17 protein-coding genes, 1 pseudogene and 1 riboswitch are annotated in these 21,880 nt (G+C 60.0%); of the genes and pseudogenes, 13 read left to right on the top strand and 5 right to left on the bottom strand.

Going from position 1 to position 21,880, the window contains the following annotated elements; genetic code table 11:
• Nucleotides 1-47 precede the first annotated feature (47 nt).
• From ACP26L_RS35070 to ACP26L_RS35055, 4 genes are all read left to right on the top strand, one after another.
• Entirely contained in the window at nucleotides 48-440 is a 393-nt protein-coding gene (locus ACP26L_RS35070; protein ID WP_426450210.1) for a Fur family transcriptional regulator, read from the top strand.
• Nucleotides 410-1,222 (top strand): winged helix-turn-helix transcriptional regulator, encoded by an 813-nt coding sequence (locus ACP26L_RS35065; protein ID WP_426450209.1) that lies wholly within the window; start codon nucleotides 410-412, stop codon nucleotides 1,220-1,222. The genes ACP26L_RS35070 and ACP26L_RS35065 overlap by 31 nt, the downstream gene beginning before the upstream one ends.
• Nucleotides 1,223-1,498: 276 nt before the next feature.
• Entirely contained in the window at nucleotides 1,499-1,960 is a 462-nt protein-coding gene (locus tag ACP26L_RS35060) for a Fur family transcriptional regulator (protein ID WP_426450208.1), read from the top strand.
• 91 nt (nucleotides 1,961-2,051) lie between these two features.
• A complete protein-coding gene (locus tag ACP26L_RS35055) occupies nucleotides 2,052-2,516 on the top strand; it encodes a Dps family protein (protein ID WP_426450206.1) in 465 nt (154 codons plus the stop codon).
• A gap of 129 nt (nucleotides 2,517-2,645) precedes the next feature.
• Here ACP26L_RS35055 and ACP26L_RS35050 read toward each other — a convergent pair whose 3' ends face one another.
• The 4 genes from ACP26L_RS35050 to ACP26L_RS35035 form a co-directional block, all read right to left on the bottom strand.
• Complete coding sequence (locus ACP26L_RS35050; protein ID WP_426450205.1) at nucleotides 2,646-2,888, bottom strand: zinc ribbon domain-containing protein; 243 nt, start codon at nucleotides 2,886-2,888, stop codon at nucleotides 2,646-2,648.
• Nucleotides 2,889-3,110: 222 nt separating this feature from the next.
• Nucleotides 3,111-4,985, bottom strand: a complete 1,875-nt coding sequence (locus ACP26L_RS35045; protein ID WP_426450203.1) for an ABC transporter ATP-binding protein — start codon at nucleotides 4,983-4,985, stop codon at nucleotides 3,111-3,113.
• On the bottom strand, nucleotides 4,975-6,717 hold the full coding sequence (locus ACP26L_RS35040) for an ABC transporter ATP-binding protein (RefSeq protein ID WP_426450202.1): 1,743 nt from the start codon (nucleotides 6,715-6,717) through the stop codon (nucleotides 4,975-4,977). Before ACP26L_RS35040 ends, ACP26L_RS35045 begins: the two co-directional genes overlap by 11 nt.
• Nucleotides 6,718-6,785: 68 nt before the next feature.
• On the bottom strand, nucleotides 6,786-7,226 hold the full coding sequence (locus ACP26L_RS35035) for a MarR family winged helix-turn-helix transcriptional regulator (RefSeq protein ID WP_426450201.1): 441 nt from the start codon (nucleotides 7,224-7,226) through the stop codon (nucleotides 6,786-6,788).
• Between the two features lie 164 nt (nucleotides 7,227-7,390).
• Here ACP26L_RS35035 and ACP26L_RS35030 point away from each other — a divergent pair, with 164 nt between their 5' ends.
• The 9 genes and pseudogenes from ACP26L_RS35030 to ACP26L_RS34990 all read left to right on the top strand — a co-directional run bounded on the left by ACP26L_RS35030 (nucleotide 7,391) and on the right by ACP26L_RS34990 (nucleotide 19,904).
• A complete protein-coding gene (locus ACP26L_RS35030) occupies nucleotides 7,391-7,519 on the top strand; it encodes a hypothetical protein (RefSeq protein WP_426450199.1) in 129 nt (42 codons plus the stop codon).
• A 202-nt stretch (nucleotides 7,520-7,721) separates the two neighbouring features.
• Nucleotides 7,722-10,050, top strand: a pseudogene (locus tag ACP26L_RS35025) (helicase C-terminal domain-containing protein).
• A 1,123-nt stretch (nucleotides 10,051-11,173) separates the two neighbouring features.
• Nucleotides 11,174-12,751, top strand: coding sequence for a M4 family metallopeptidase (locus ACP26L_RS35020; RefSeq protein ID WP_426450198.1), 1,578 nt, complete (start codon nucleotides 11,174-11,176; stop codon nucleotides 12,749-12,751).
• A 190-nt stretch (nucleotides 12,752-12,941) separates the two neighbouring features.
• Nucleotides 12,942-13,038, top strand: a riboswitch (cyclic di-GMP riboswitch).
• Nucleotides 13,039-13,466: 428 nt separating this feature from the next.
• Nucleotides 13,467-16,142, top strand: coding sequence for a PAS domain S-box protein (locus ACP26L_RS35015; RefSeq protein WP_426450196.1), 2,676 nt, complete (start codon nucleotides 13,467-13,469; stop codon nucleotides 16,140-16,142).
• A 72-nt stretch (nucleotides 16,143-16,214) separates the two neighbouring features.
• Complete coding sequence (locus ACP26L_RS35010; protein WP_426455222.1) at nucleotides 16,215-16,781, top strand: uracil-DNA glycosylase; 567 nt, start codon at nucleotides 16,215-16,217, stop codon at nucleotides 16,779-16,781.
• Nucleotides 16,782-17,253: 472 nt separating this feature from the next.
• Nucleotides 17,254-18,345: a nucleotidyltransferase family protein gene (locus ACP26L_RS35005; protein WP_426450194.1), complete on the top strand. Its 1,092-nt coding sequence runs from the start codon at nucleotides 17,254-17,256 to the stop codon at nucleotides 18,343-18,345.
• Nucleotides 18,346-18,360: 15 nt separating this feature from the next.
• Nucleotides 18,361-19,197 (top strand): hypothetical protein, encoded by an 837-nt coding sequence (locus tag ACP26L_RS35000; RefSeq protein WP_426450193.1) that lies wholly within the window; start codon nucleotides 18,361-18,363, stop codon nucleotides 19,195-19,197.
• A complete protein-coding gene (locus ACP26L_RS34995; RefSeq protein ID WP_426450192.1) occupies nucleotides 19,169-19,453 on the top strand; it encodes a PqqD family protein in 285 nt (94 codons plus the stop codon). The genes ACP26L_RS35000 and ACP26L_RS34995 overlap by 29 nt, the downstream gene beginning before the upstream one ends.
• Nucleotides 19,440-19,904, top strand: coding sequence for a S24/S26 family peptidase (locus tag ACP26L_RS34990; RefSeq protein ID WP_426450191.1), 465 nt, complete (start codon nucleotides 19,440-19,442; stop codon nucleotides 19,902-19,904). The genes ACP26L_RS34995 and ACP26L_RS34990 overlap by 14 nt, the downstream gene beginning before the upstream one ends.
• 160 nt (nucleotides 19,905-20,064) lie before the next feature.
• Here ACP26L_RS34990 and ACP26L_RS34985 read toward each other — a convergent pair whose 3' ends face one another.
• On the bottom strand, nucleotides 20,065-21,864 hold the full coding sequence (locus ACP26L_RS34985) for an ABC transporter ATP-binding protein (protein ID WP_426450189.1): 1,800 nt from the start codon (nucleotides 21,862-21,864) through the stop codon (nucleotides 20,065-20,067).
• Nucleotides 21,865-21,880: the final 16 nt, after the last annotated feature.

Below are 21,880 nucleotides of genomic sequence, written 5' to 3'. Positions count from 1 at the left end.
AAATTTATACTAAGTCTAAATTGATACAGACAAGGAATGACGAATCCATGGCCAAAATCAACTGGACGACACAGCGCAGATCTGTGTATGAGGTGCTGCAGGAGTCGGAAGACCATCCTACGGCCTCCGAGGTCATCGAGCGCCTTCGGGCTAAGGGAGACCAGTTCGCCTACGGTACGGTATACAACTCGCTCCGGTATCTGACCGACATGGGTCTGATCCGCGAGCTCAAGCTTGGCGAGACGGCTTCCCGTTACGATGCGCGGACCGAAGATCATCATCATATCATCTGCCAGCGCTGCGGCCGGGTGGATGAAGTCATGAACGAAATTCCAGCCGTGTGGGTGAAAGAAGTGGAGCAGGTGACCGGATATGCCGTCAGCCATGCCCATGCGGTGTTAGAAGGGGTGTGTGCAGCTTGTTTAACAGTGAAGTCATGACGGCTCCTTCCCGCGCAGGCGCATTTGAGAGCTGGACGGGAAGCGGCATAACGCAGACGCAGACCAGCAGCCAGCCGGCGGCCGGAGACCGCTGCACCGCCCCGCGCAGGGTAGGCCTGCTGAGCCCGTCGCCCGACCGGCTGTATCCGCTGATCATGGAGCTGTACCGCGGCTGCTGCGATCTGTTCCTGATGCATCAGGCCGATGAAAGCCTGCTCGGAACGGGCCCGGTGGACCTGCTCATCGTGGATGAGACACTCTCGGAGGAAGCGGGCAGCACGTCCCGAATGGCCTCTTGGCTGCGCAATACAGGCCTCGATATTCCGGCGCTCATCCTGGTCAGAGACCGCCAGCAGCTTACGCGCATCCCGGCGGAGCTGCGCCAGCAGCAGGGAGTCTGGTTCGCCGTTCCGCAGGAAGCCTGGACAGCGGTACAGACTGCCGTCAGAGGACCGAGACGGGAGCGGGAGACCGGCATCCTGACCTTCAAGGATCTGGTCGTGGATGAGAAGCGGATGAGTGTCACCCGGGGCCAGATCCCCCTGTCGCTGACGAAGACGGAGTACGACCTGCTGCGGGCGCTTTTGGCGGCCGAGGGCGCCGTGCTTACCCGCGAAGAGCTCATTCACCGCATCTGGAGCAGTGATTTCTACGGGGGAAGCAACGTGGTCGATGCCCATATGAAGAGTCTTCGCAAGAAGCTGGGGGACAGCGCCGCTGCGCCGAAGTATATTCTGACCGTGCGCGGGGCCGGTTACCGGCTTGCTGATGATTCCTTGTAAACCGCCGCATCGTGGAGGAGCCGTACCGAATCTGTATCCCTGAGGACAGGGCGCAGGCTCGGTACGGTGTTCTTGCTAATTGTTTGTTCAGTCCGGCAGGATTAGCTGGCAGCAGCCGAACCGTCCGGACCGGACACGTTCATCTCATCTTCACGCCATCCTCACTAGAACTTCATGCGTCAAGCAGTGGAGGATGGTATGATATAGCTATGATTTAGATTAAGTCTAAAAACAAGTTCAAATTTAATGAAGGCAGTCCTAAGGAGGGCAGCGGTTATGACGATTCTCCTCAAAGAAGCCTCTCAGGCGATGGTGCGCTCGGGCACCCGCATGACGGCACAGCGGCAGCTCATTCTGGAATATTTGTTCGAGAAGCTCTCGCACCCGTCCGCTGAGGAAATTCACAAGGCGATCTATGCCGATTATCCCAAGGTGGTCAGCATCACGACGATTTATAACAACCTGCGCACGCTCAAGGAGCTGGGGCTGGTCCGCGAGTTTTATCTCCTGAACAGCGGGGTGGCCAGGTACGATACCCGCCTCGGACACCACCATCACCTGGTGTGCGGGGACTGCGGCCGGATCGAAGACTGGCTGGGGCCGGCTCCAACGCCGATCCAGCAGGGTGCGGCGCTCGGCGACAACGGCTTCCTGCCGGAGAGCTTCACGATGGAGATCCGGGGCACCTGCCAAAGCTGCGCGGTCAGCGGAGGCCAGGCCCGGTCCAGAGCTGTTTGAAAGGAAAGGGCCGGGCATCTTGGGGAGCAGCCCCAGGCTAACCGGCATCCTTACTCCCTCAGTCATTCCCATACCAAGGAGGAATAAAATCATGAGTACAATGGAACGAATGCAGGCCAAGGAGCAGTTAAACGAAGCGGTCAACAAACAGATTGCCAACTGGTTTGTGCTGTATGTGAAATTCTATAATTTCCACTGGTACGTCAAAGGGTCGCAGTTCTTTACGCTTCACACGAAATTCGAGGAGCTCTATACCGAAGCCGGCCTGCATATCGATACGCTGGCTGAGCGCCTGCTGTCGCTGGGCGGCCGGCCTGTGGCCGCGATGAGCGCCTGTCTCGAGCTGTCGTCCGTACGGGATGCGGCCGGCAGCGAGACAGCCGAGGAGATGGTCCGAAGCACAGTGAACGACTTCCGGACGCTGACCGGCGAGCTCAAGGTAGCGATGAGGCTGGCGGAGGCCGCCGATGACGAGACAACGGGCGACATGCTCCTCGGTATTCATTCGAGCCTGGAGAAGCACGCCTGGATGCTCGAAGCGTTCCTGGGCAGGTAACAGACCATAACTTCCGGCAGGTCCACTGACAACCCGGTTTCGCTGTCCATGAGGCGGCGGGGCCGGGTTTTGTGCTTGGCAGGGCGGGGTTCCGCCGTTAGGCGGTTCCTCCCGGCAGACGGCAGGCTATTATCCGAAGAGAAGATCGAGTACCGTGCCGAGCTGGCCTCTGGATTTGCCCTCCAGCACGCGGGGATTATAGACTTCGACGTAGCCGCAGTTCTGGCAGGAGACGAACAGGTAATGGTTGTTCTGGATGTCGAACAGCTTGCTCAGTCCCGTACCGGTCATGGCGACTTCCTTGATGTAGCATATATTGCCCGAGCATTTGACACATTTGAACTTCTCATGAATCGCATCTTCCAGTTTCAAGCCGGAACACCTCCGTTGAATGGGTACCGCACTGTCATAAGAGGCTCCGGACCGGAAGAGAGCCCACCTCATGACAAAAGGATATATAGAACAGACGAGACAGCACCTGCAAAAGTTTCCTCGAACTGGACGAAGGCAGGGAGCTGCTGGCGGAGTCTCGATCCAAGGTGCTTCTCCACACAGCAAAAAGGAGGCTGCCTAAGCAGCCCCCTTCCCCCTAAGTTATCCCACACGCTGAAACTGGCTGGTATAGAGTCCATAATAGAATCCCCGTGCCTCGAGCAGCTGCTCATGGGTGCCCCGCTCGATAATCTCTCCGCCATGCAGCACGAGAATCTGGTCCGCGCTGCGGATGGTGCTCAGGCGGTGGGCGATCACGAAGGAGGTGCGCCCCTGCATCAGCAGGTTCATCGCCTCCTGAATCTGCATCTCGGTACGGGTATCGATCGAGCTTGTCGCCTCGTCGAGCACCAGGATGGCCGGGTCGGCGAGGATGGCCCGCGCGATAGTCAGCAGCTGCCGCTGCCCGTGGCTCAGGTTCGCCCCTTCGGCGGACAGTACGCTGCCGTAGCCCTCGGGCAGCTTGCGGATGAAGCTGTCGGCCCCGGCGAGCTTCGCGGCCGCCTCGACCTCGGCATCGGTGGCGTCCAGCCGGCCGTAGCGGATGTTCTCGCGGATCGTGTCGCAGAACACGTAGGCGTCCTGCAGCACGATGCCGAGCTGGCTGCGGAGAGCATTCTTATCGAACTCCTGCAGTGGGCGGCCGTCGATCGTGATGGAGCCTCCGGTGATTTCATAGAAGCGCGTCAGAAGATTGACGATGGTCGTCTTGCCGGCGCCGGTGGGTCCAACGAGAGCGATCGTCTCGCCGGGTTTGGCCGTGAAGGTGATGTGCTTCAGGATCGGTTCGCCTTCCTTGTAGCCGAATGATACGTCCTGGAAGACGACCTCGCCTTTCAGTGTCTGATCCTGCACAGCCGGCGCACCCCGGTGCTCTACGCCGCCGTATTCGTCTTCGGCGTCAAGGATTTCGAAGGCCCGCTCCGCTCCTGCGACGCCCGCCTGGATCAGGTTGTACTGGTTGGCAAGCTCGTTGACCGGCCGGCCGAACTGCTTCGAATAGTTCAGAAAGGCGACGACCACGCCGATGGTCGTGAAGTCCCTCAGCACCATCCATCCGCCCACGGCGGCAACGAGAGCGAAGCCGAAGTTGTTGATGACGTTCATCACCGGCCCCATCATGCCCGAGAGCAGCTGGGCCCGGATTGATGCATCCCTCAGGCCGATGTTAATGCCCCGGAATTCTTCGGCGGCCCTGGCTTCCCGGTTATAGACGGTAACGACCTTCTGGCCGGATACCGTCTCCTCAATGAAGCCGTTAAGCTCCCCGAGCCGCTGCTGCTGTTCTTTGAAGTGGCCGCGGGTCCGCTTCGAGATCGCCCCGGTCACTAGCATGACCAGTGGGATCGTAACGAGCGAGACGAGCGTGAGCCAGACATTCAGGGCGAGCATCAGGGCCAGCGAGCCGACGATCGTCACCACACTTGTAATGAGCTGGGTGACGCTCTGATTGAAGGAGGTCGACACGTTCTCGATATCGTTGGTGGTCCGGCTCATGAGCTCCCCGTGGGCCTTACTGTCGAAAAAGCGGAGGGGGAGCAGCTGCAGCCGGGCGAAGACGTCGGTGCGCAGCTCCCGCACAGTGGACTGCGTCACCCCCGACATGATGTAGGTCTGAATCCAGTTCATCGCCCCGCTGATCAGGTATACTCCGAGCAGCAGCAGGCAGAGCCTGAGGAGCCCGGCGTAGTCGCGGGGCAGGATGTAATCGTCGATGGCCCGGCCGATGAGATAGGGACCGAGTAGCGCGAGGCCTGCACTGAGCAGGGTGAACAGGAAGACGAGGATCAGTCCCGTCCGCTGCCGGCTGAGATAGCGCCACATCCGGCGAAGTGTCGCTCCCGTATGCTTGGCCCGGACTTTGGGCATCGTACCGCGCCCGGGGCCGCCCATCGGGCCTCCGCCCATCGGACCGCCCATGCCCATGGGGGGGCCGCCAGGGGGACCCGGGCGTCTGCCTTGTGAATTATCGGCCATAGCTGACTTCCTCCTTTCCAAGCTGCGAACGGTAAATGTCCTGATATACGCGGCTGCTCTGCATAAGCTCCGCATGGGTGCCTTCCGCGGCGATCTCTCCGTCCTCAAGCACCAGAATGCGGTCGGCGTCGAGAACGGAGGAGATCCGCTGGGCGATCAGGATGCACGTGGTCTCGGCCATAAGCTCCTTGAGCGCCCGCTGAATCCGCGATTCCGTCCCCAGGTCGACGGCGCTGGTGCTGTCGTCGAGGATCAGGATCGCCGGACGGAGGAGCAGGGCGCGGGCGATGGAGATCCGCTGCTTCTGCCCTCCGGAGAGGTTGATCCCCCGCTGGCCGAGCACCGTGTCGTAGCCGTCCGGGAAGCTCATGATGAACTCATGGGCTTCCGCAGCCCGTGCAGCCGCCTCGACTTCCTCCTGGGAAGCGTCGGGCCGGCCGAACCGGATATTGTCGCGGATCGTTCCGCTGAAGAGAATGGCCTGCTGCAGCACCATCCCGATGCGTCCGCGAAGGTGATGCAGATCCATCTCCCGCACATCCGTGCCGTCGATGAGCACTTCGCCCTCCACCGGGTCGTAGAGCCGCGGGATGAGGCTGACCAGCGAGCTCTTGCCGGAGCCCGTTGGTCCGAGAATGGCCAGGGACTGACCGGCTTCGGCGGTAAAGGAGAGATGCTTCAGCACAAGCTCCCTGCGTGCATCGCCGTCGTAGGAGAAAGAGACGTTCCGGAACTCGACGCGTCCGGCCCGAACGGCATCGTTCCGGGCTTCAGCGGGGCTTTGGATGTCGGCTTCGGAGGCCATGACTTCATTGATCCGGTCGGCGGAAGCCTTGGCCCGGGAGATGAAGACCATCATCATGCCGACCATCAGCAGCGAGAAGAGGACCTGCGTCACGTAGTTGATGAAGGCGACGAGGTCGCCGACCGGCAGCGTCCCGCTCCAGGTCTGTGCCCCGCCGAACCAGAGGACGGCGACGATCGACACGTTCATGATCAGTGTCATGACGGGCATGTTGACGGCTACCGCACGCGAGGCCTTCAGCGCAATCGCCGTATAATCCTCGTTGGCGCGACCGAAGCGCGCTTCTTCGAAGGGACCACGAACGAAGGCCTTCACGACCCGGATGCCCGAGAAATTCTCCTGCAGCACCGTGTTCAGCCCGTCAAGCTTCTGCTGCACCTGCGAGAAGAGGGGGAACGAGTAGCGGATAAGCAGGTACAGCACGAGGAACAGCAGGGGGATGGCCACAGCCAGGATCAGGGCGAGCTTCGGCGAGATCGTCAGAGCCATGATCACGCTGCCCAGCGCGAGGAACGGCGCACGGACCAGGATACGCAGAGTCATCTGCACCAGGTTCTGCACCTGGACGATATCTCCCGTCAGCCGGGTGACGAGCGAGCCTTCCTTGAAGCGGTCCAGATTCTTGTAAGAGAAGGTCTGCACCTTGCGGAACAAGGCTTCCCGCAGATCGGTGCCGAAGTTCTGTGCGGCGGAGCTGGAGAAGACGGTACAGCCGATCCCGCCTATGAGGCCGATCAGCGCATAGCCGAGCATCAGCAGACCGGTGTCGCGCACATGGGCCAAATCCCCTTTCATGACGCCGTCGTTGACGATGCTGGCCATCAGCTTGGGCTGCAGGAGGTCCATATAGACCTCGAGGAGCATCAGCAGGGGAGCAAGCAGAACGGCCTTCCAATAAGGGCGAAGATAGGATGCGAGTGTTCTCAAGAAGATTCACCTCTTCATCTGTTAATAAGGGTTCATACCACATGCGAATTATTTAGTTGGCTAACTCACTAATCGGCATCGGGTTCCTGTAAATTCTCATACATCTGCAGCAGCAGACGCCGCAGCAGAAGCTTCTCCTCCTGGGAGATCCGGGCCATCGTCACCTGCTCGATCTCGCGCAGTGCCTGGTGCACCGCTTCCTGCATCAGGCGCCCCTTCTCCGTCAGATAGACGCGGGAGATGCGCTGATCCTGCGGATCCGGACGGCGTTCGAGGAGGCCCGTCTTCGCCATCCGGTTGATCATCACCGTCAGGGTAGCGGGTTTGACCCGCAGCTTATCGGCGAGCTCGCTCTGCCGCTGGCCATCCTGCTCGGCGAGATGATGAAGCAGCGGAGGCTGGCCCGGGTGGACCTCATAATCCTGGATCATCGACTGGACGCGGTGGCGGTGAAGCCGCATGACGCGGGCGAGAATGAAGGGAATGGAGTCCGATTCGTACACATTCATAATAAGAGGACCTCTTTCCGCCGGTACTGCTCAAGTATTCATGAATATTAGCCGGCTAATGAATAGTGTACTCTTTCCAGGGGGAGTTGGTCAATTGGGCAGCATACATTTTTTGTCATATGGGACACTACAAAAGAATGCGGCCGGGAGGAGGTGTGCAACCAATGAGCCTGGATGGAGGCGGAGCGGAGCAGGACTACACCGTCGAGCTGGAAGGGATGGAGGAGGAGGTCCCGGGGGCTGACGATGAGGAGGAAGACCACGTTCATGTGGAGTGGGCCGGGTATATTTGAGGCAGGGAGGGGCGGAAGCCCCTTCCTCTTTTTTTGGCCTTAGGGATCGGTACCTCCGGCGGCGAACCTTGGGCGGGGTGGGAAACGTTCCCTTGCCCCAAACTACCGGCGGCTCTGCGCATAGCCCCCTTTGGCACTACGTGATATACTGTATGTAAGGAACGAATGTTCGGGTGAATTCGGAGCGAAGGGAGCGGGTGGCATGCGGGGTGAGGTAAACCTGTCCGTCAGGGCACTGGTCGAATATGCTTACCGGAGCGGCAGCATCGAATCGGGGTTCCGGACGGCGGCCTCGCTCGCTGAGGGGACGAAAGCGCACAAGCAGGTGCAGAGCGGCTATGGCGAGGAAGACGAGAAGGAAGGAAGTGCATCTCGCTCTCGCACTGGAGCACGGGGGAGTCCGTTATGTGATTGAGGGACGCTGTGACGGACTGTTGAAGGAGAACGGCGGCGTTACGGTCGATGAGATCAAGTCGACATCGGGGCGGCTCAGCGACATCCTCGAGGACTCGTATCCCGTCCATTGGGCGCAGGCGCAGTGCTATGCTTATATGTATGCTTGCAAGTCGGGTCTGGAGCGCATGCACATTCGGCTGACCTACATTCAGGTGGACAGCGGAGAGCGGGTTTGCTTCACGAGGGAGCGGAGCCTGGCGGAGCTCACAGCCTTCATGGAAGAGACATTGGCCCGCTATACGCCGTATGCCTCCATGCAGCTGCAGCACGAAGAGGCGCGCACGGCAAGCATCCGGGCCATGCCGTTCCCATTCCCCTCCTACCGGGAAGGGCAGAGGAAGTTCGCCGGTGCCGTCTATAAGGCGATCGGGGAGGAGAAGCAGCTGCTCGTCCGCGCGCCGACGGGGACCGGGAAGACGATCTCGACCCTCTTTCCGGCGGTCAAGGCGATGGGCGAGGGACTGCTCTCCCGGATTTTCTATCTTACGGCCAAGACCATTACACGGACCGTGGCCGAGGAGGCATTGACACTCATGGAGCGGCACGGCCTGCGGCTGAAGAGCGTGACGATTACCGCCAAGGAGAAGGTATGCTTCAAGGACGAAGTCCGCTGCACGCGGGAGGCCTGCGAGTATGCCGACGGCTACTACGACCGGATCAATGGAGCGGTGCTCGATCTTCTCTCCAACGAGACCCGGATTACCCGGGAGGTGATCGCCCGGTATGCCGAGAAGCACCGGGTGTGCCCGTTCGAATTCTCGCTGGATGCAGCCTACGCCGCCGACAGTGTAATCTGCGATTATAACTACATCTTCGATCCGCGCGTGTCACTGAAGCGCACGTATGAGGAGGGGCGGCGGCGCACCGCACTCTTGGTTGACGAGGCCCATAATCTCGTGGACCGGGCGAGGGAAATGTTCTCGGCGGAACTGACGAAGTCCGCCTTCCTTGCCGTGCAGCGAGCCTACAAGGAGGTCAGCCCGGGGGTATCCGAGGCTGCCAAGACCGTCAGCGCCTGGTTCACGGCTTACCGGAAGGGGCATGGGGACCAGACGCGGACCGTGTCGCACGGACTGCCGGAAGACCTGCTCGGGCTGCTTGAGCTCTTCGACCGTGCGGCGGAGGAGGAGCTTCAGCAGCCTTCCGCGGCTGCTGGAGCCGAGGGGCAGCAGCTTCTTCTCGATACGTATTTTGCCGCCCACAGCTTCCTGCGCATTGCAGGCCTCTACGATCCCCTGCGCCACGTCACTTATGGGGAATGGGACCGCCGGGACGTGCGGCTCAAGCTGTTCTGCATCGATCCTTCGTCGCTGCTGCAGGGGATGGCCAAGGGCTACCGCTCGCTCATATATTTCTCGGCGACCTTGTCGCCGTTCTCTTACTATATGGAGATGCTCGGCGGCCGGCCGGACGATTATGCGGTCTCCATCCCTTCCCCCTTCTCTCCGGAGCAGTGGGAGATCTCGCTCTATCCCTGGTCCACCCGGTACCGGGACAGGGAACGGACGAAGGACGGGATTGTGGAGCTGATCCGCCGGCTGGCTGTACAAAGGCCGGGCAACCACCTCGTCTTCTTCCCGTCATACGAATATTTGAAGCTGATCGGCGATGCTCTCGGGGAAGCGGAGGGGGAGCTGGCCTCAAGGCTGCGGATTCAGCTTCCGGGTATGACGGAGGAAGACCGCGAGAGCTTTCTGAATGGATTCACTGCCGGGTGCGCCCAGGGGGTGATCGGCCTGGCCGTGCTCGGCGGCATATTCTCCGAAGGCATCGATCTGCGGGGGGACCGGCTGACGAGCGTGGTAATCGTGGGCGTAGGACTGCCCCAGGTCTCCTTCGAACGCAGCCTCATCCAGGAGCACTTCGACCGGAGCGGGGAGGGGCGCCGGGGGTTCGACTATGCCTACGTGATTCCGGGCATGAACAAAGTCCTGCAGGCCGGGGGCCGGCTTATACGCACCGAGTCGGACCGGGGCTCGCTGACGCTGATCGATGACCGGTTCCTGCAGGCGCCGTACAAGTACCTTCTGCCCAAAGAGTGGGCGCACGCGGCCGTGCACACGCCAGGAAGGTAGAGCGCCTGCGGGTCTCCTCCTCCCGATGGATCGACCCGGCCGGGCGGGAAGGAGTCCGGACTTCCGGACATACGAAAAGTAGGGGTTCTGCTTATGAGATCATAACCAGAACCCCTACGGTTTCATCTGACAACTATTCAATTGTTCCTTTACTCTCCATTCAAACAACTTGCGTTGCATTCAGATTTTTTGGATACTGCCGGTGATGCCGGCTTCTGCATCTTGCTTCCGGTCCGTCATACCGCTTTTGGTTCCCGCATGCCCCATCAGCTTGTACGAAAGTAACTCCTTTCCCTAGAGATAGAAGAAACATAGGCATGCTTCGCTTTCCTTACTCCAATGGACTATCCCCTTCCCTTGGGGAGCCGTATCTGAGACGCGCTCCGTCTGGATCTGGTTTCGTACCGTGGAAAGTCTTATCCGTCTTGGTGGAGCACGGTTAAGACTTGAGTTCATCATACGTTAATATTTAATTTTTGTAAATATTCAGAATATTTGATGAAATAGGCTCTTGGTCCGATTTTCATTGGATACCCCGTTTTTTCTGCGCTATTCTGCAACTTCCTTACTCGTTGATCCCTTGACAAGTAACCGCTTACTTGATCGAATGACGGCTTGTTTTTTATCCAGAGAGTTCCTGGGATCCTCTCTATCGGTTGAAGTTCACCCTTCTCCGCTATTCTTTGCTATAGAAACCACCAGTCGCATCCAGTTATTAGTCATCATCCGACAAACAATCATTTTCAGCGCTGATGACATAACATTACACATTATTTCCATGGGAATATAGGTGAATGGGATGGGCTGGATCTCTCCCCACGGCTCCTCCCTTTGGAAGACTGGCTTTGAGGTCCCGCCGCACCTCATCCTTTTAAGAAAAGGGGATGTTCGGGAGCGCACTCCTTCTAACGCCGAAGGGCAGCTTAGGATTGTTGACATAAATGTGAAAGGAGATTCGCCATCCCGATTTCAACCTATGGTCAATAGGGCGGGCTTACCCCTTTTTTTACAATTTATTTACCTGAAATTTTCTTACTATTCAGTCCTTTCGCTCTATTCTACTCCTGTGCCGGATCATTTACATTGAAAAGGCATTATATTCCAAATATTAGGAGTGAATGATGTGAAAAGAAAGCTTACTTCCGCTGTACTTATCGCTTCATTATCGACCACTGTTATTTCTGCAGCTGCGGCTGCAGGCCCGAGTGCAGAAGTCCAGTACTCCAAGGAATACAACACGCCGGAATTGATTTCCGGCCACTGGCAGGCGCCGCAGGGTCTTGGTAAAGCGGAAAAGGTATGGAATTATCTGGACTCGCAGAAGTCGCTGTTCGCCGTGAACGGAGATCCGAAAGAGAATTTTGAAATCGTAGAAGAAATATCCGACCCGGAGAAAGGTACATATCATGTCAGGCTCGCCCAAAAATTCAAGGGGCTGAGGGTATTTGGGGCGCAGCAAACGGTTCATCTGGACGACAATGGAGGAAGTGCCTCGTATTTGGGCCAGTTCGTCCCCGATCTCGACAAGAAGGAGAAGCTGAAGCAGAAGCCGAAGCTGTCCGCCCAGCAGGCAGTAGAGAAAGCCAAGCAGGATGCAAGCGAGGCGGTTGGCCCGCTGACCAAGTTCGAAATTCCGCCGCAGGCCGAACTGCAGATCTATGTGCAGGGCGAGGAAGCAACGCTAGCCTATATTCTCGAGTTGAACTTCCTCGAGCCGAAGCCTGGACGCTGGCAGTATGTCATTGATGCGGTAAGCGGCAAAATTGTCGCGAAGTGGAACAAGCTGGATGAGGTATCCGCTTCAGGCACGGGTGTCAACGGGGATACGAAGACGTTCCAGAGCACCGCGGCATCGGGCGGCTACACCCTGGTGGACAGCACCCGCAGGATCAGTACCTATACCGCCGGCAGCCGGACGAGCATTCCGGGCTCGATCGTTCGCGACACAGATAACTACTGGACCGACGGCGCGGCAGTAGATGCCCATGCGAATGCGGCTGCGACGTTCGATTATTACAAGAATGTACATGGCCGCAATTCCTTTGATAACGCGGGGGCTGCGCTCAACTCCACCGTCCACTATTCCGTAAGCTATAACAACGCGTTCTGGAACGGTGCCCAGATGGTCTACGGCGATGGGGACGGCAGCGTATTCAAGCCGCTCTCGGGCGCCCTGGACGTCGTGGCCCATGAGCTGACCCATGCCGTGACGGAATACTCGGCGGGTCTGATCTATCAGAATGAATCCGGTGCACTGAATGAGTCCATCTCCGACATCTTCGGGGCCATGCTCGATTCCGCGGACTGGCTGATGGGTGAGGATGTATATACACCGGGGACGCCGGGCGACGCGCTCCGTTCGCTTTCGAATCCTGCGGCGAATGGGGACCCGGATCACTACAGCAAGCGTTATACCGGCACGGCAGACAATGGCGGGGTACACACCAACAGCGGCATCAACAACAAAGCCGCCTACCTGCTGGCGCAAGGGGGAACCCATTACGGTGTCAGCGTGCAGGGCATCGGCCGGGCCAAGACGGGCAAGATCTACTACCGTGCCCTCACTGTCTATCTCACGTCCTCCTCTAACTTCCGGAATATGAGGCAGGCGGCCATCCAGGCGGCATCGGATCTGTACGGATCCACGGCCCCTGAGGTCGCCTCCGTTAAAGCCGCCTACACCGCTGTAGGTGTCAACTAGATAGGAGGACTGAGGCAGCCGCCCATGGGCCGGGCTGCCGGCATATGCAGCCTCTCTTCCGGCCTTCGGTAGGGAGGCTGTTCTGCATTCGCCACCAAATACAATAGTCGAATTATGTCGAATTAACGAATATTTTCCGTTTGACGGTTTCACGAAAAGTTCATAATATAAGATTCATAGAACAAAAGAAATAGGAATGAGGCAGCTTGATGAAAATCAAGGGCGCAAAGGTATGGGCCTAAAGTCTTGTTATCGTACATAAGATGATGGCGGCCGGGGCTGCATTCACCCATCACATCACAGAGAATAAAGGAGACATCTAGAACATGGTGAATTTCGCGGCGGTATTTCAAGGTATGGTGACGGTAGGCAAGGGCATCGGGTTTGCGATCATCGCGATCGGCACACTTCCGTTTCTGCTGATCAAGAGCTTCGAATAGAACAAGCGAAGCCCGTTTGGCCGCACCGCCGGTCCGGGAGTAAGGGAGGGGATCCGTCAGGATTCCCTTTTTTTGCGTAGGTGGACTCCCTTTCCGGCACCAGGGCCGGGATAGTATGAGAACGGTACGGCGGCACATACTAGGCAGGATTCCGCCAAAAATATCAATGGGACCCATCATACCGATATAGAGGCCATAAAAGGAAATGGAAGCGTCGGCTGCGGGAAGGACGTGCGGAAGTGACCCCGGTATTATTTATGAATATGGCGATTTTGATGGCTTTTTTATTTATATTCCGGCTGCTGTTCCATGACAGGCTGTCCGCTTGGCCCTGGACACTCCGCGGGAAGCTTGGGGCCGGGGTGCTGCATGGGGGATTAGGTGCTCTTCTCATGCTCTTTGGCGTCAAGCTGAACGGCAATGTCCTGATCGATCAGCGCATGATTGCCTTGATGATGGCCGCCCATGTTGGGGGGATGCCCTCTGCCCTGGCAGCCGGGGCGGTCATGATTGCAGGGCGGCTTGTGCTGCAGGGAAGCGGTGATATCGTCTTCCTGGCTTCCGCGGCGGGGATAGCGGCTGTGGCCGTGGGGACGGGGTGGATCGCAGAGCATGTGGTGTCGTACTGGAAGGGCTGGGCCGCCAAGCTGCTGCTGGTGTCCGTGGTGAAGGTCATTACCCTTACCTTCCTGCTCGGAACCGAGGCTTGGCAGATCCTGCCGATGTATATCGGTACGGTCACGGCTTCCGTTCTGTTCGTTGCCGCCTTCTTAAGACATATGAATGCGCTGGAACAGGAACGCAGGATGAATGCCTTCATTTCGGAGCTCATCGGCAAGTTCAATACGTCCTCCAGCACGTCGGATATCTACGAGATCACACTTCGGGAGCTGTCCCGGCTCTTTGCAAGCGATGCCGGCGGGGTAATTCTCATCGGAGAGCATCACGGCAAGGGGGCATATCTGATTAAGAACGGGACGTTTGCCGTTAGCGGCATCACGTATCCCTTGTCAGGCATTGGTGCAATGGAACACATCAAGGAAGGGCGGGTGGCCCTCTATACCGATTGGCGGCATCAGAGACCAGCCGGGGAGATCGACGATGTCCTGTACCGGCAAGGCGTTCTTTCTTCGCTGCATATCCCTTTGATCTATAGGGGACGTACGGTAGCGATTATCAACCTGGGATCAGGGCATGGAGGGCATTTTACGGACAAGGATGTCCGGGCGGCGGAGAAGCTCATCCCTGTGCTGAGTCTGATGCTGGCACTCAAGGATGCGGAGGGCATGTTCCATTCGATCACGCAGTCCGGCCAAGACGGAATTGTGCTTGCGGACGGTGAGTCGAACATTGTGCTGTGGAGCAAAGGAGCGGAGAACTTGTTCGGCTATACGGCGGAGGAGGCCGTCGGACGCCCGCTCTATCTCATCATCCCGGAGCGGTACCGGGAAGCGCACCGCCAGGGCATGGAGCGGCATCTGCGCACCGGGGAGAGCCGGGTCATCGGCAGGGCTGTAGAGCTGGAAGGGCTCCGCAAGGATGGGACGGTCATTCCGATCGAGATGACGCTGAACTCCTGGCAGACCGGAGGACTGGCTTATTACTCCTCCATCATCCGGGATATCACCAGACGCAAGCGGAACGAGCAGCAGATCCTGCACCTGAAGCAGGAGCTGGCCGATGCGATCCACAACCAGGAAGGACTCCTGCTGAAGTTCAAAAAGGTGGAGGCCCGCTTCATCTATACGATGGCCGACGGCACGCTGCTGTACCGGCTCGGATTGGAGCGGGAGAGCATTGTGGGCAGATCCCCGGAAGTCCTGGTCCCGGCCACCCAGCTCAGCCTCATTCTGCAGAAGTATGAGCAGGCTTGGCGGGGGGAGCGTCTCCAGTTCGAATTCAAGATGGGAGGCAGGACGTTCCTGGCCTCACTGAATCCGGTGATTTCCGGTGGAGAGGTGGTGGAGGTTGTTGCCATCGTCAGCGATATCTCACAGCGGGCTGCGGTGGAAGAGGAGCTCCAAGAGAGCGAGGAGCGTTACCGCAGGCTGATCGAGATGCTGCCGGACGGGATTCTCGTGTATGCCGAAGACCGGATTGTGCTCGTCAATCACAAGGCGGTGGAGCTGCTCGGCGGACGGCAGAGGGAGCAGCTCATCGGGCGGTGCGTACTTGATCTCGTGCCGGCCTATGCGCATGAGGCCGCCCGGGAACAGATCGCCCATATTTATGAGGAACGTACGGCGGTTCCGCCGAGAGAGAGAACGTACCTGCGGCTGGACGGCCGGGAGCTGGAGGTGGAGGCCTCCTCGGCTTGGATTGCCTACAAGGGCAGGGGAGCGGTGATGACCGTCTTCCGCGACAATACGGAACGCAAGCGGGTCCGCGAGCAGCTGCTCGAGGCCAACGAGCGTCTGAAGAAGCTATCTGCGCTGGACGGGCTTACCGGCATTGCGAACCGGCGGGCGTTCGACGAGGCCTTCGAGAGAGAATGGAAGAGTGCGGCCGAACAGTCCCTGCCGGTGTCCGTACTCCTGCTCGATATCGACTCGTTCAAAGCGTACAACGATACGTACGGCCACCAGAGCGGAGACGCCTGCCTGAGGCAGGTTGCGAAGACGCTGGAATCGCTCGCCGAGCCCCAGGGCTACCTGGCTGCCCGCTACGGAGGGGAGGAATTCGTGTGCCTGCTGCCGGGGGCTGGGCCGCAGGAGGCCCGCCGCTTCGGAGGCGTGGTGTGCGGGGCGGTGCGGGAGCTGGGCATCCCGCATATGAAGTCGCAGGCCCTTCCGGTGGTAACGGTCAGTGTCGGTGCGGCGTCGGCTATTGCCAACCCCCTCTCTACCGGGAGGGAGCTGATCGAGCAGGGGGACCGCGCCCTCTATGAAGCGAAGCTGACCGGCCGCAACCGGGTGGTTGCGGCCGGAGACAGGCGCGAGCGGCAGCCATGAAGGCCGGGACGTGTTCTATAAGTATAGAAGGAAAGGGGCGGGTCGGACTTGAGTCTATGGACGCCGCACATTCTGCCTGAAGAGGAAGCGCCGGAGGAGGCGAAGGGCTGCGAGCGCTGTGCGCTGGCGAAGCAGCGGACCCGGGTGGTCTGGGGCGAGGGCCATCCGCATGCCCCGCTCTTTATTCTGCTGGATAACCCGGGTGCAAGGGAGACCCGGGAGGGAGAGGCGTTTCTCTGCGGCACGAGAGAGACGCTGCAGGAAGGGCTGGCAGCTGCGGGTATTGGACGCGAGGAGTTCTACGTCAGCTACCTGCTGAAGTGCCGCCCTCTGCGCGCCTACGACAAGGAGGCTGCCCGCAGTGCCTGCCGGCCGCATCTGGAGCAGCAGCTGGGGGCAAGCCGGCCGCAGCTGCTGCTCGCTCTCGGCAATGTGGCCGTGCAGGGGTGGTTCGGCGATCCGGAGGCCGAAGTGAAGGCACTGCGGGGGCGGTGGCATACGGTGCAGGGCATTCCCACAGCGGTCGGGTACCACCCGCTTGCCGTGCGGCGCAGGCCGGTGCTGGGGCGGCTGCTCGCTGAGGATCTGGCTATGGTGGCCGCGCGGCTGGAGGAAGCACATAAGCGGGAGGGCGAATAAGGCGGAAGGTGAAACGGGCTTTCATGCGGAGGGCATGAAGGCTTTTTTTTGTTTTGGATTTTATGGCCGTATGTACCTCAGGCTGCTAAGAGAAATTCGACAGAAATCGAGATACAACGTGTATCAAATTATCTGTCCGTGTCGGTTGGTCCAATTTTTTGAGCCTTTACGTGATACGAATTGTATCTTATAGTATTGACTTAGGAGCTGGGCTCCGTCATTCTTACCAAAATGAGGTGATTCTATGAACAAGCAGCCGTACACCGCCCCACAAATCATGGAGCAGCAGGACATCACGTTCGAGACGATTCCTTCGCACGTTTGCAGCGGCCCTGCAGGCGACAAGAATCCTCACTGCGACTAAGACAGCACGAAGGCGGAGGATCTCCGCCGCTCACACTTGCTTACGCTTGCCAGAACACGGTCCGGCCGAAGGGCCGGGCTGGCGTTCCGGAAGGGGGCTGCCGATGCGATGTTAACCGAGTTTCTTCGTTCCCTATATACGGAAGATCTCTACTGGCCGGCAGAGAAAGCCGAGCAGCAGGCGCTGCTTGAGGATGCCGCCTTTTTTTCCTTGTCCGCTTACATCTACCACGAGCTCAAGCGCAGCGGGAAGTGGGCCCGGCTGCCTGCCGCCTCCCAAGAGGCACTGAAGGGCAAGGCTGACCGCGTCCTGTACCACAGCCTGCTGATCCGCAGAGAGCTTAGCGGGCTGCTGGCGCGCTTCGAGGAGGCGGGCGTGCGGGTCATTGCGCTGAAGGGGGTCCGGCTTGCCGAGCGGTATTTCGGCCATGCTGCGGCCCGGCAGACGAGCGACATTGACCTGCTTGTGCCTCCCGAAGAGATGGACCGCGCTGTGGCGCTTGCCAATGCTGCGGGCTTCCTGGAGAAGGATGAGCTGGAGATCCACCATATTTCTTATTATAAAAGTCTTGGGGGCCATAAGCTGGGGGTGGAGCTGCATCACAGTATCGGCTTCGAAACGACCGCCGAGATCGATATCTCCCGCCTGTGGGCCTGCTCGCAGCCGGCGGAGGGTTATGCCTTCGTCCGGGAGCTTCCGCTGCAGGAGACCTTCTACACCCTCTGCCTTCACGGCATCAAGGATAAGCTGACGTACAAGCATATGATCGATATGGCGCACCTGCTGGTGTATCACGGAGACGGCCTGCGCTGGGAAGAGCTGTGGCTCACGGCTTCCCGCGAAGGGACACGGGGACGGCTGCTGACCGCGCTGTCGGTCGTGTACCGCCTCTATCCGCAGCTGGCCGCAAGGTTCCCTCTGCCGGACCGGCCGCCTCCGGTGTTCTGGAGCGACCGTCTCGTGCGGGACTACATGCTCAAGCGGCAGAACGCGGGCTACTATGCCTATCTGCTGCTGTTCCCGCTGCTGTACATGGATACGAACCGCCAGCGGGCGGCACACCTGCGCCATGTGTTTTTTCCGCCCCGCACCGCCACCCCCGTACAGCATGCGGCCTACCAAGGGACCGGGCGGTTCCAAGGCATGCTGCACCTGTACAAATACCGTGTGAGCTCCCTGCTCAAACGGCGAAGCCCATAAGAAGGAGGAGGCCTTATGCTGATGCAGACCCTCTATTTTGAGATTGCCGAACACCGGCTCATCATGGAACTTCCCGCAGGCAGTCTGCTGGACTGGGCGGTACCCAAATTCTCCGCCTCCGTCATTCCCCCGGAATCCCCTGTGACGGAGCAGCCCGACCTGCATATTACGGTAAGCGCTCCTTACGGGCAGCCGTTCCAAAGCTATGACGTGGAGATTACGCAGGATGCAGAAAGCATACGCTACGACCGCGGTGATTACCTGCTGACGGTAAGCCGTGACTTCCGCCGCGCGCAGGTGGCGGTACATAACGATTTTGCCTTGAACCACGCCTTGATGCTGCTCTACAGCGGCTTTATCGCCCACCGCGGATGGGGGCTCATGACCCATTCCTCCTGTATTGCGCAGGGGGCCTCCGCTTATCTCTTCGCTGGACAGTCCGGCGCCGGCAAATCCACTGCCGCCCTGCTGTCCCGTCCCCGGCCTGTACTGTCCGACGAAGCGGCACTGATCCGCGTCGCACCGGACGGGGTCCGGGTATATAACTCCCCGTTCCGCAGCGATTCCGTGTGGAATGCGGACGAACGCACCCTGAACTGTGAGCTGAAGGGGTATCACCTGCTGCGTCAGTCGCTCGAGATCAAGCGTGAGGGCATCCGTTCCGCACAGGCGCTGATGTACCTCATGCGCACGATCTTCTACTGGCATTACGATCCGCAGGAAACGGCAAAGGTGATCTCCATGTGCCGGACTTTCGTGGAGAAGGTGCCGTTCTACGAGCTGTATTTTCAGAAAAACGACAAGTTCTGGAGGGAGATTACCCATGAGCAGCCTGCTGCAGAGTACGTATAAATGTGCCCCTCATCTTGAAGGGATGGAGATGGACGGCGAGTTCCTGATCATGGACAGCTCCTCGCTCCGCGTGACAAAGCTGAACCCGATGGGCGGCCGCATCTGGACCCTGATCGGGGAGGGGGCGCCGCTTGCGGCTATCGTGGAACGCATCGAAGCGGAATACGACGCCGGCGGCGCTGACGTGCGCGGCGATGTCGAGCGCTTCGTGGAAGGCCTGCTCGGCGCAGGGCTGATCGAACGTGCGGCGGGCTGATCCGGCCGCCCTCTCGATGATCGGGCGCCTGGTCGAAGCCGGCCGGGAGATCGAGCTGCCCTCGCGGGGCGACAGCATGTTCCCGCTGATCCGTGAAGGCAGCCGCTGCACGTTCAGCCCCGTTCGGCCCGGTGAGCTGCATCCCGGGGATATCGTCCTGTTCCGCGGGGCCGGCGGTGAACTGATCGGCCACCGGTACTACGGACGGGATGGGGCAGGCCTGCTGCTCTTCCGCGGCGATGCCAATGTGCGGTTCGACATCCCTGTACCGGAGGAGCACGTGCTTGGCCGCCTGACGTCGATCCGGCGCAGGAGCAGGCTCTATCGTCCGGATGAAGGCTTCTGCCGGATGTGGGGCGAGTGGGTGATGAACCTGCGCTGGATCCCTGTGCTCGTGCGGCGGATGCTGCGCACCAAGGAGGCTCTGCGCCGCCGGGTAACCCCTGGCTGACGAGGGCCTCTTCTTTGTAGGTTGGAGGAAGGTACGAAAGTGGGGATGGGGCTGCGCCGGAGACGGCTTGTCCTGGGTCGTGCATGTGCAGTGGATAAGGGGAATAGATGAAAGAACAAGGCCGCCCCACGGATGGGGCGGCCTGACTGTATTTGCGCGGCTAGGCGGTGGAAGCCTCCTCCAGGCCGCTGAAGGCCTCCGCCTTCATGGCCTGCAGCTGCTTCTCGTAGAGCTCCCGGTATAAGCCGGAGCGCTGGAGCAGCTCCTGGTGCGTTCCGCGGTCCACGATGCGGCCGTGGTTCATGACGAGAATGAGGTCGGCCCGCACGACGGTCGCGAGCCGGTGGGCGATGATGATCGTCGTACGGTCGCGCATCAGCTCTTCGAGCGCGCCGGTAACCAGCGCTTCCGATTCGGCATCCAGGGCGGAAGTCGCTTCGTCGAGAATGAGAATCCGCGGATCCTTGAGCAGCGCCCGGGCGATGGCGATCCGCTGCTTCTGGCCGCCGGAGAGGCGCAATCCCCGTTCGCCGACGAGGGTGTCGTAGCCGGCTTCCCATGCGGAGATGAAGCTGTGGGCATTGGCGGCCGCGGCGGCTGCCCGGATCTCCTCCATGGAGGCCTCCGGCCGGCCGTAGGCGATGTTCTCGTACACCGTCCCGGAGAACAGGGTGTTGTCCTGCAGGACGACGGCCATCTGCGCCCGGATGTCCTCGAGCCGGTAATCGCGGAGGTCTGTGCCGTCGATCAGGATGCGCCCGCGCAGCGGATCATAGAAGCGGGGCAGCAGCTGGACGAGCGTTGACTTGCCTGCCCCGCTGGGGCCGACCAGGGCGATGACTTGGCCCGGCCGCGCTTGGAAGGTAATGTCGTGCAGCACTTCGTGCAGCTCATCCTCCTCACCGCTGCGGTAGCCGAAGGCCACGTTCTCGAAGCGGATGTCCCCTTGACAAGAGGTCACCGGCAGGGCGTCGGGCTTCGAACGGATCTCGGGTTCGGTATCCAGCACCTCGAAGATCCGCTCGATGTGCGCAAGCGCCGTCTGGATCGTCACATTGAGCTCGGAGAACCGGTAGATCGGCCCGTAGAGCTGTCCGAGGTAGGCCTGGAAGGCGACCAGCCCCCCGATCGTGAGCTCTCCCTGCAGGACGAACAGCGCCCCGGCGAACCAGATGAGCCACTTGCCGGCTTCACTGTAGGCTTGGTTCATGCGGCCGAACACGTTCGAGAGGAAGAACGCCTTCCGCGCTTCCTCGGTGTGCCCGCCGGACTGCGCTTCGAACCGCAGCCGTTCGGCCTGCTCCCGGCCAAAGGCCTGTACGATCCGGACGCCGGCGAGGCGCTCCACGGCATCGCCGGACAGCTTCTCCATACGCGCGTGAACCTCCCGCCAGGCGGCGCGGATCCGGCCGTTGAACCGGCGGAAGGTCAGGTAATACAAGGGGAGGATGGCGAGGCAGAGCAGCGCCAGCTTCCACTGCAGATACAGGACCATGACGCCGGCGAAGAGGACGATGAGCCCATCGACGATGAGCTGCAGCGCCCCTCCGCTGATGAGCCGCTGGGCTCCCTCGACGTCCGAGGTGATCCGGGAAGCGATGGCCCCGGCCTGGCGGCTGTCATAATAGCCGGGCGGGAGGGTCTGCAGATGCCGGTACAGCCGGCTGCGCAGATCGCGGACCGTACGGACCCAGAGGCTTGCGGTGAACAGGCCCCTGATGAACTGCAGGACGATGCCGAGGGCGAAGGCGACGCCGAGCACGGTCATGGCCCCTCCGAGGCTCCAGGTGCCGTCACGCTGGACGAGGATGTGGTCGATGATGATTTTGGTCATCCAGGGAGTGGCGAGGGAGACGCCCAGCTGCAGGATGCCGATCCCGACAATGGCGCCGGTCAAGGGCAGATGGGGGCGGATAAAGGGAAGATATCGACGGGCCAGCGCCCATTGGTTTCGCTGCATATCGGAAGCCTCCGGA

Source organism: Paenibacillus sp. S-38, from assembly GCF_049942825.1.
Classification (GTDB): domain Bacteria; phylum Bacillota; class Bacilli; order Paenibacillales; family NBRC-103111; genus Paenibacillus_G.
Note: the sequence above shows the minus strand (reverse complement) of the source record. Positions and strands in the feature narration are given on the sequence as shown.

Excerpts from the sequence above, each read along its gene's own strand:
- ACP26L_RS35070 (WP_426450210.1), top strand. The coding sequence starts at position 48 with ATGGCCAAAATCAACTGGACGACACAGCGCAGATCTGTGTATGAGGTG.
- ACP26L_RS35060 (WP_426450208.1), top strand. The coding sequence starts at position 1,499 with ATGACGATTCTCCTCAAAGAAGCCTCTCAGGCGATGGTGCGCTCGGGC.
- ACP26L_RS35055 (WP_426450206.1), top strand. The coding sequence starts at position 2,052 with ATGAGTACAATGGAACGAATGCAGGCCAAGGAGCAGTTAAACGAAGCG.
- ACP26L_RS35045 (WP_426450203.1), bottom strand. The coding sequence starts at position 4,985 with ATGGCCGATAATTCACAAGGCAGACGCCCGGGTCCCCCTGGCGGCCCC.
- ACP26L_RS35035 (WP_426450201.1), bottom strand. The coding sequence starts at position 7,226 with ATGAATGTGTACGAATCGGACTCCATTCCCTTCATTCTCGCCCGCGTC.
- ACP26L_RS35030 (WP_426450199.1), top strand. The coding sequence starts at position 7,391 with ATGAGCCTGGATGGAGGCGGAGCGGAGCAGGACTACACCGTCGAGCTG.
- ACP26L_RS35015 (WP_426450196.1), top strand. The coding sequence starts at position 13,467 with ATGGCTTTTTTATTTATATTCCGGCTGCTGTTCCATGACAGGCTGTCC.
- ACP26L_RS35005 (WP_426450194.1), top strand. The coding sequence starts at position 17,254 with ATGTTAACCGAGTTTCTTCGTTCCCTATATACGGAAGATCTCTACTGG.
- ACP26L_RS35000 (WP_426450193.1), top strand. The coding sequence starts at position 18,361 with ATGCTGATGCAGACCCTCTATTTTGAGATTGCCGAACACCGGCTCATC.
- ACP26L_RS34995 (WP_426450192.1), top strand. The coding sequence starts at position 19,169 with ATGAGCAGCCTGCTGCAGAGTACGTATAAATGTGCCCCTCATCTTGAA.
- ACP26L_RS34985 (WP_426450189.1), bottom strand. The coding sequence starts at position 21,864 with ATGCAGCGAAACCAATGGGCGCTGGCCCGTCGATATCTTCCCTTTATC.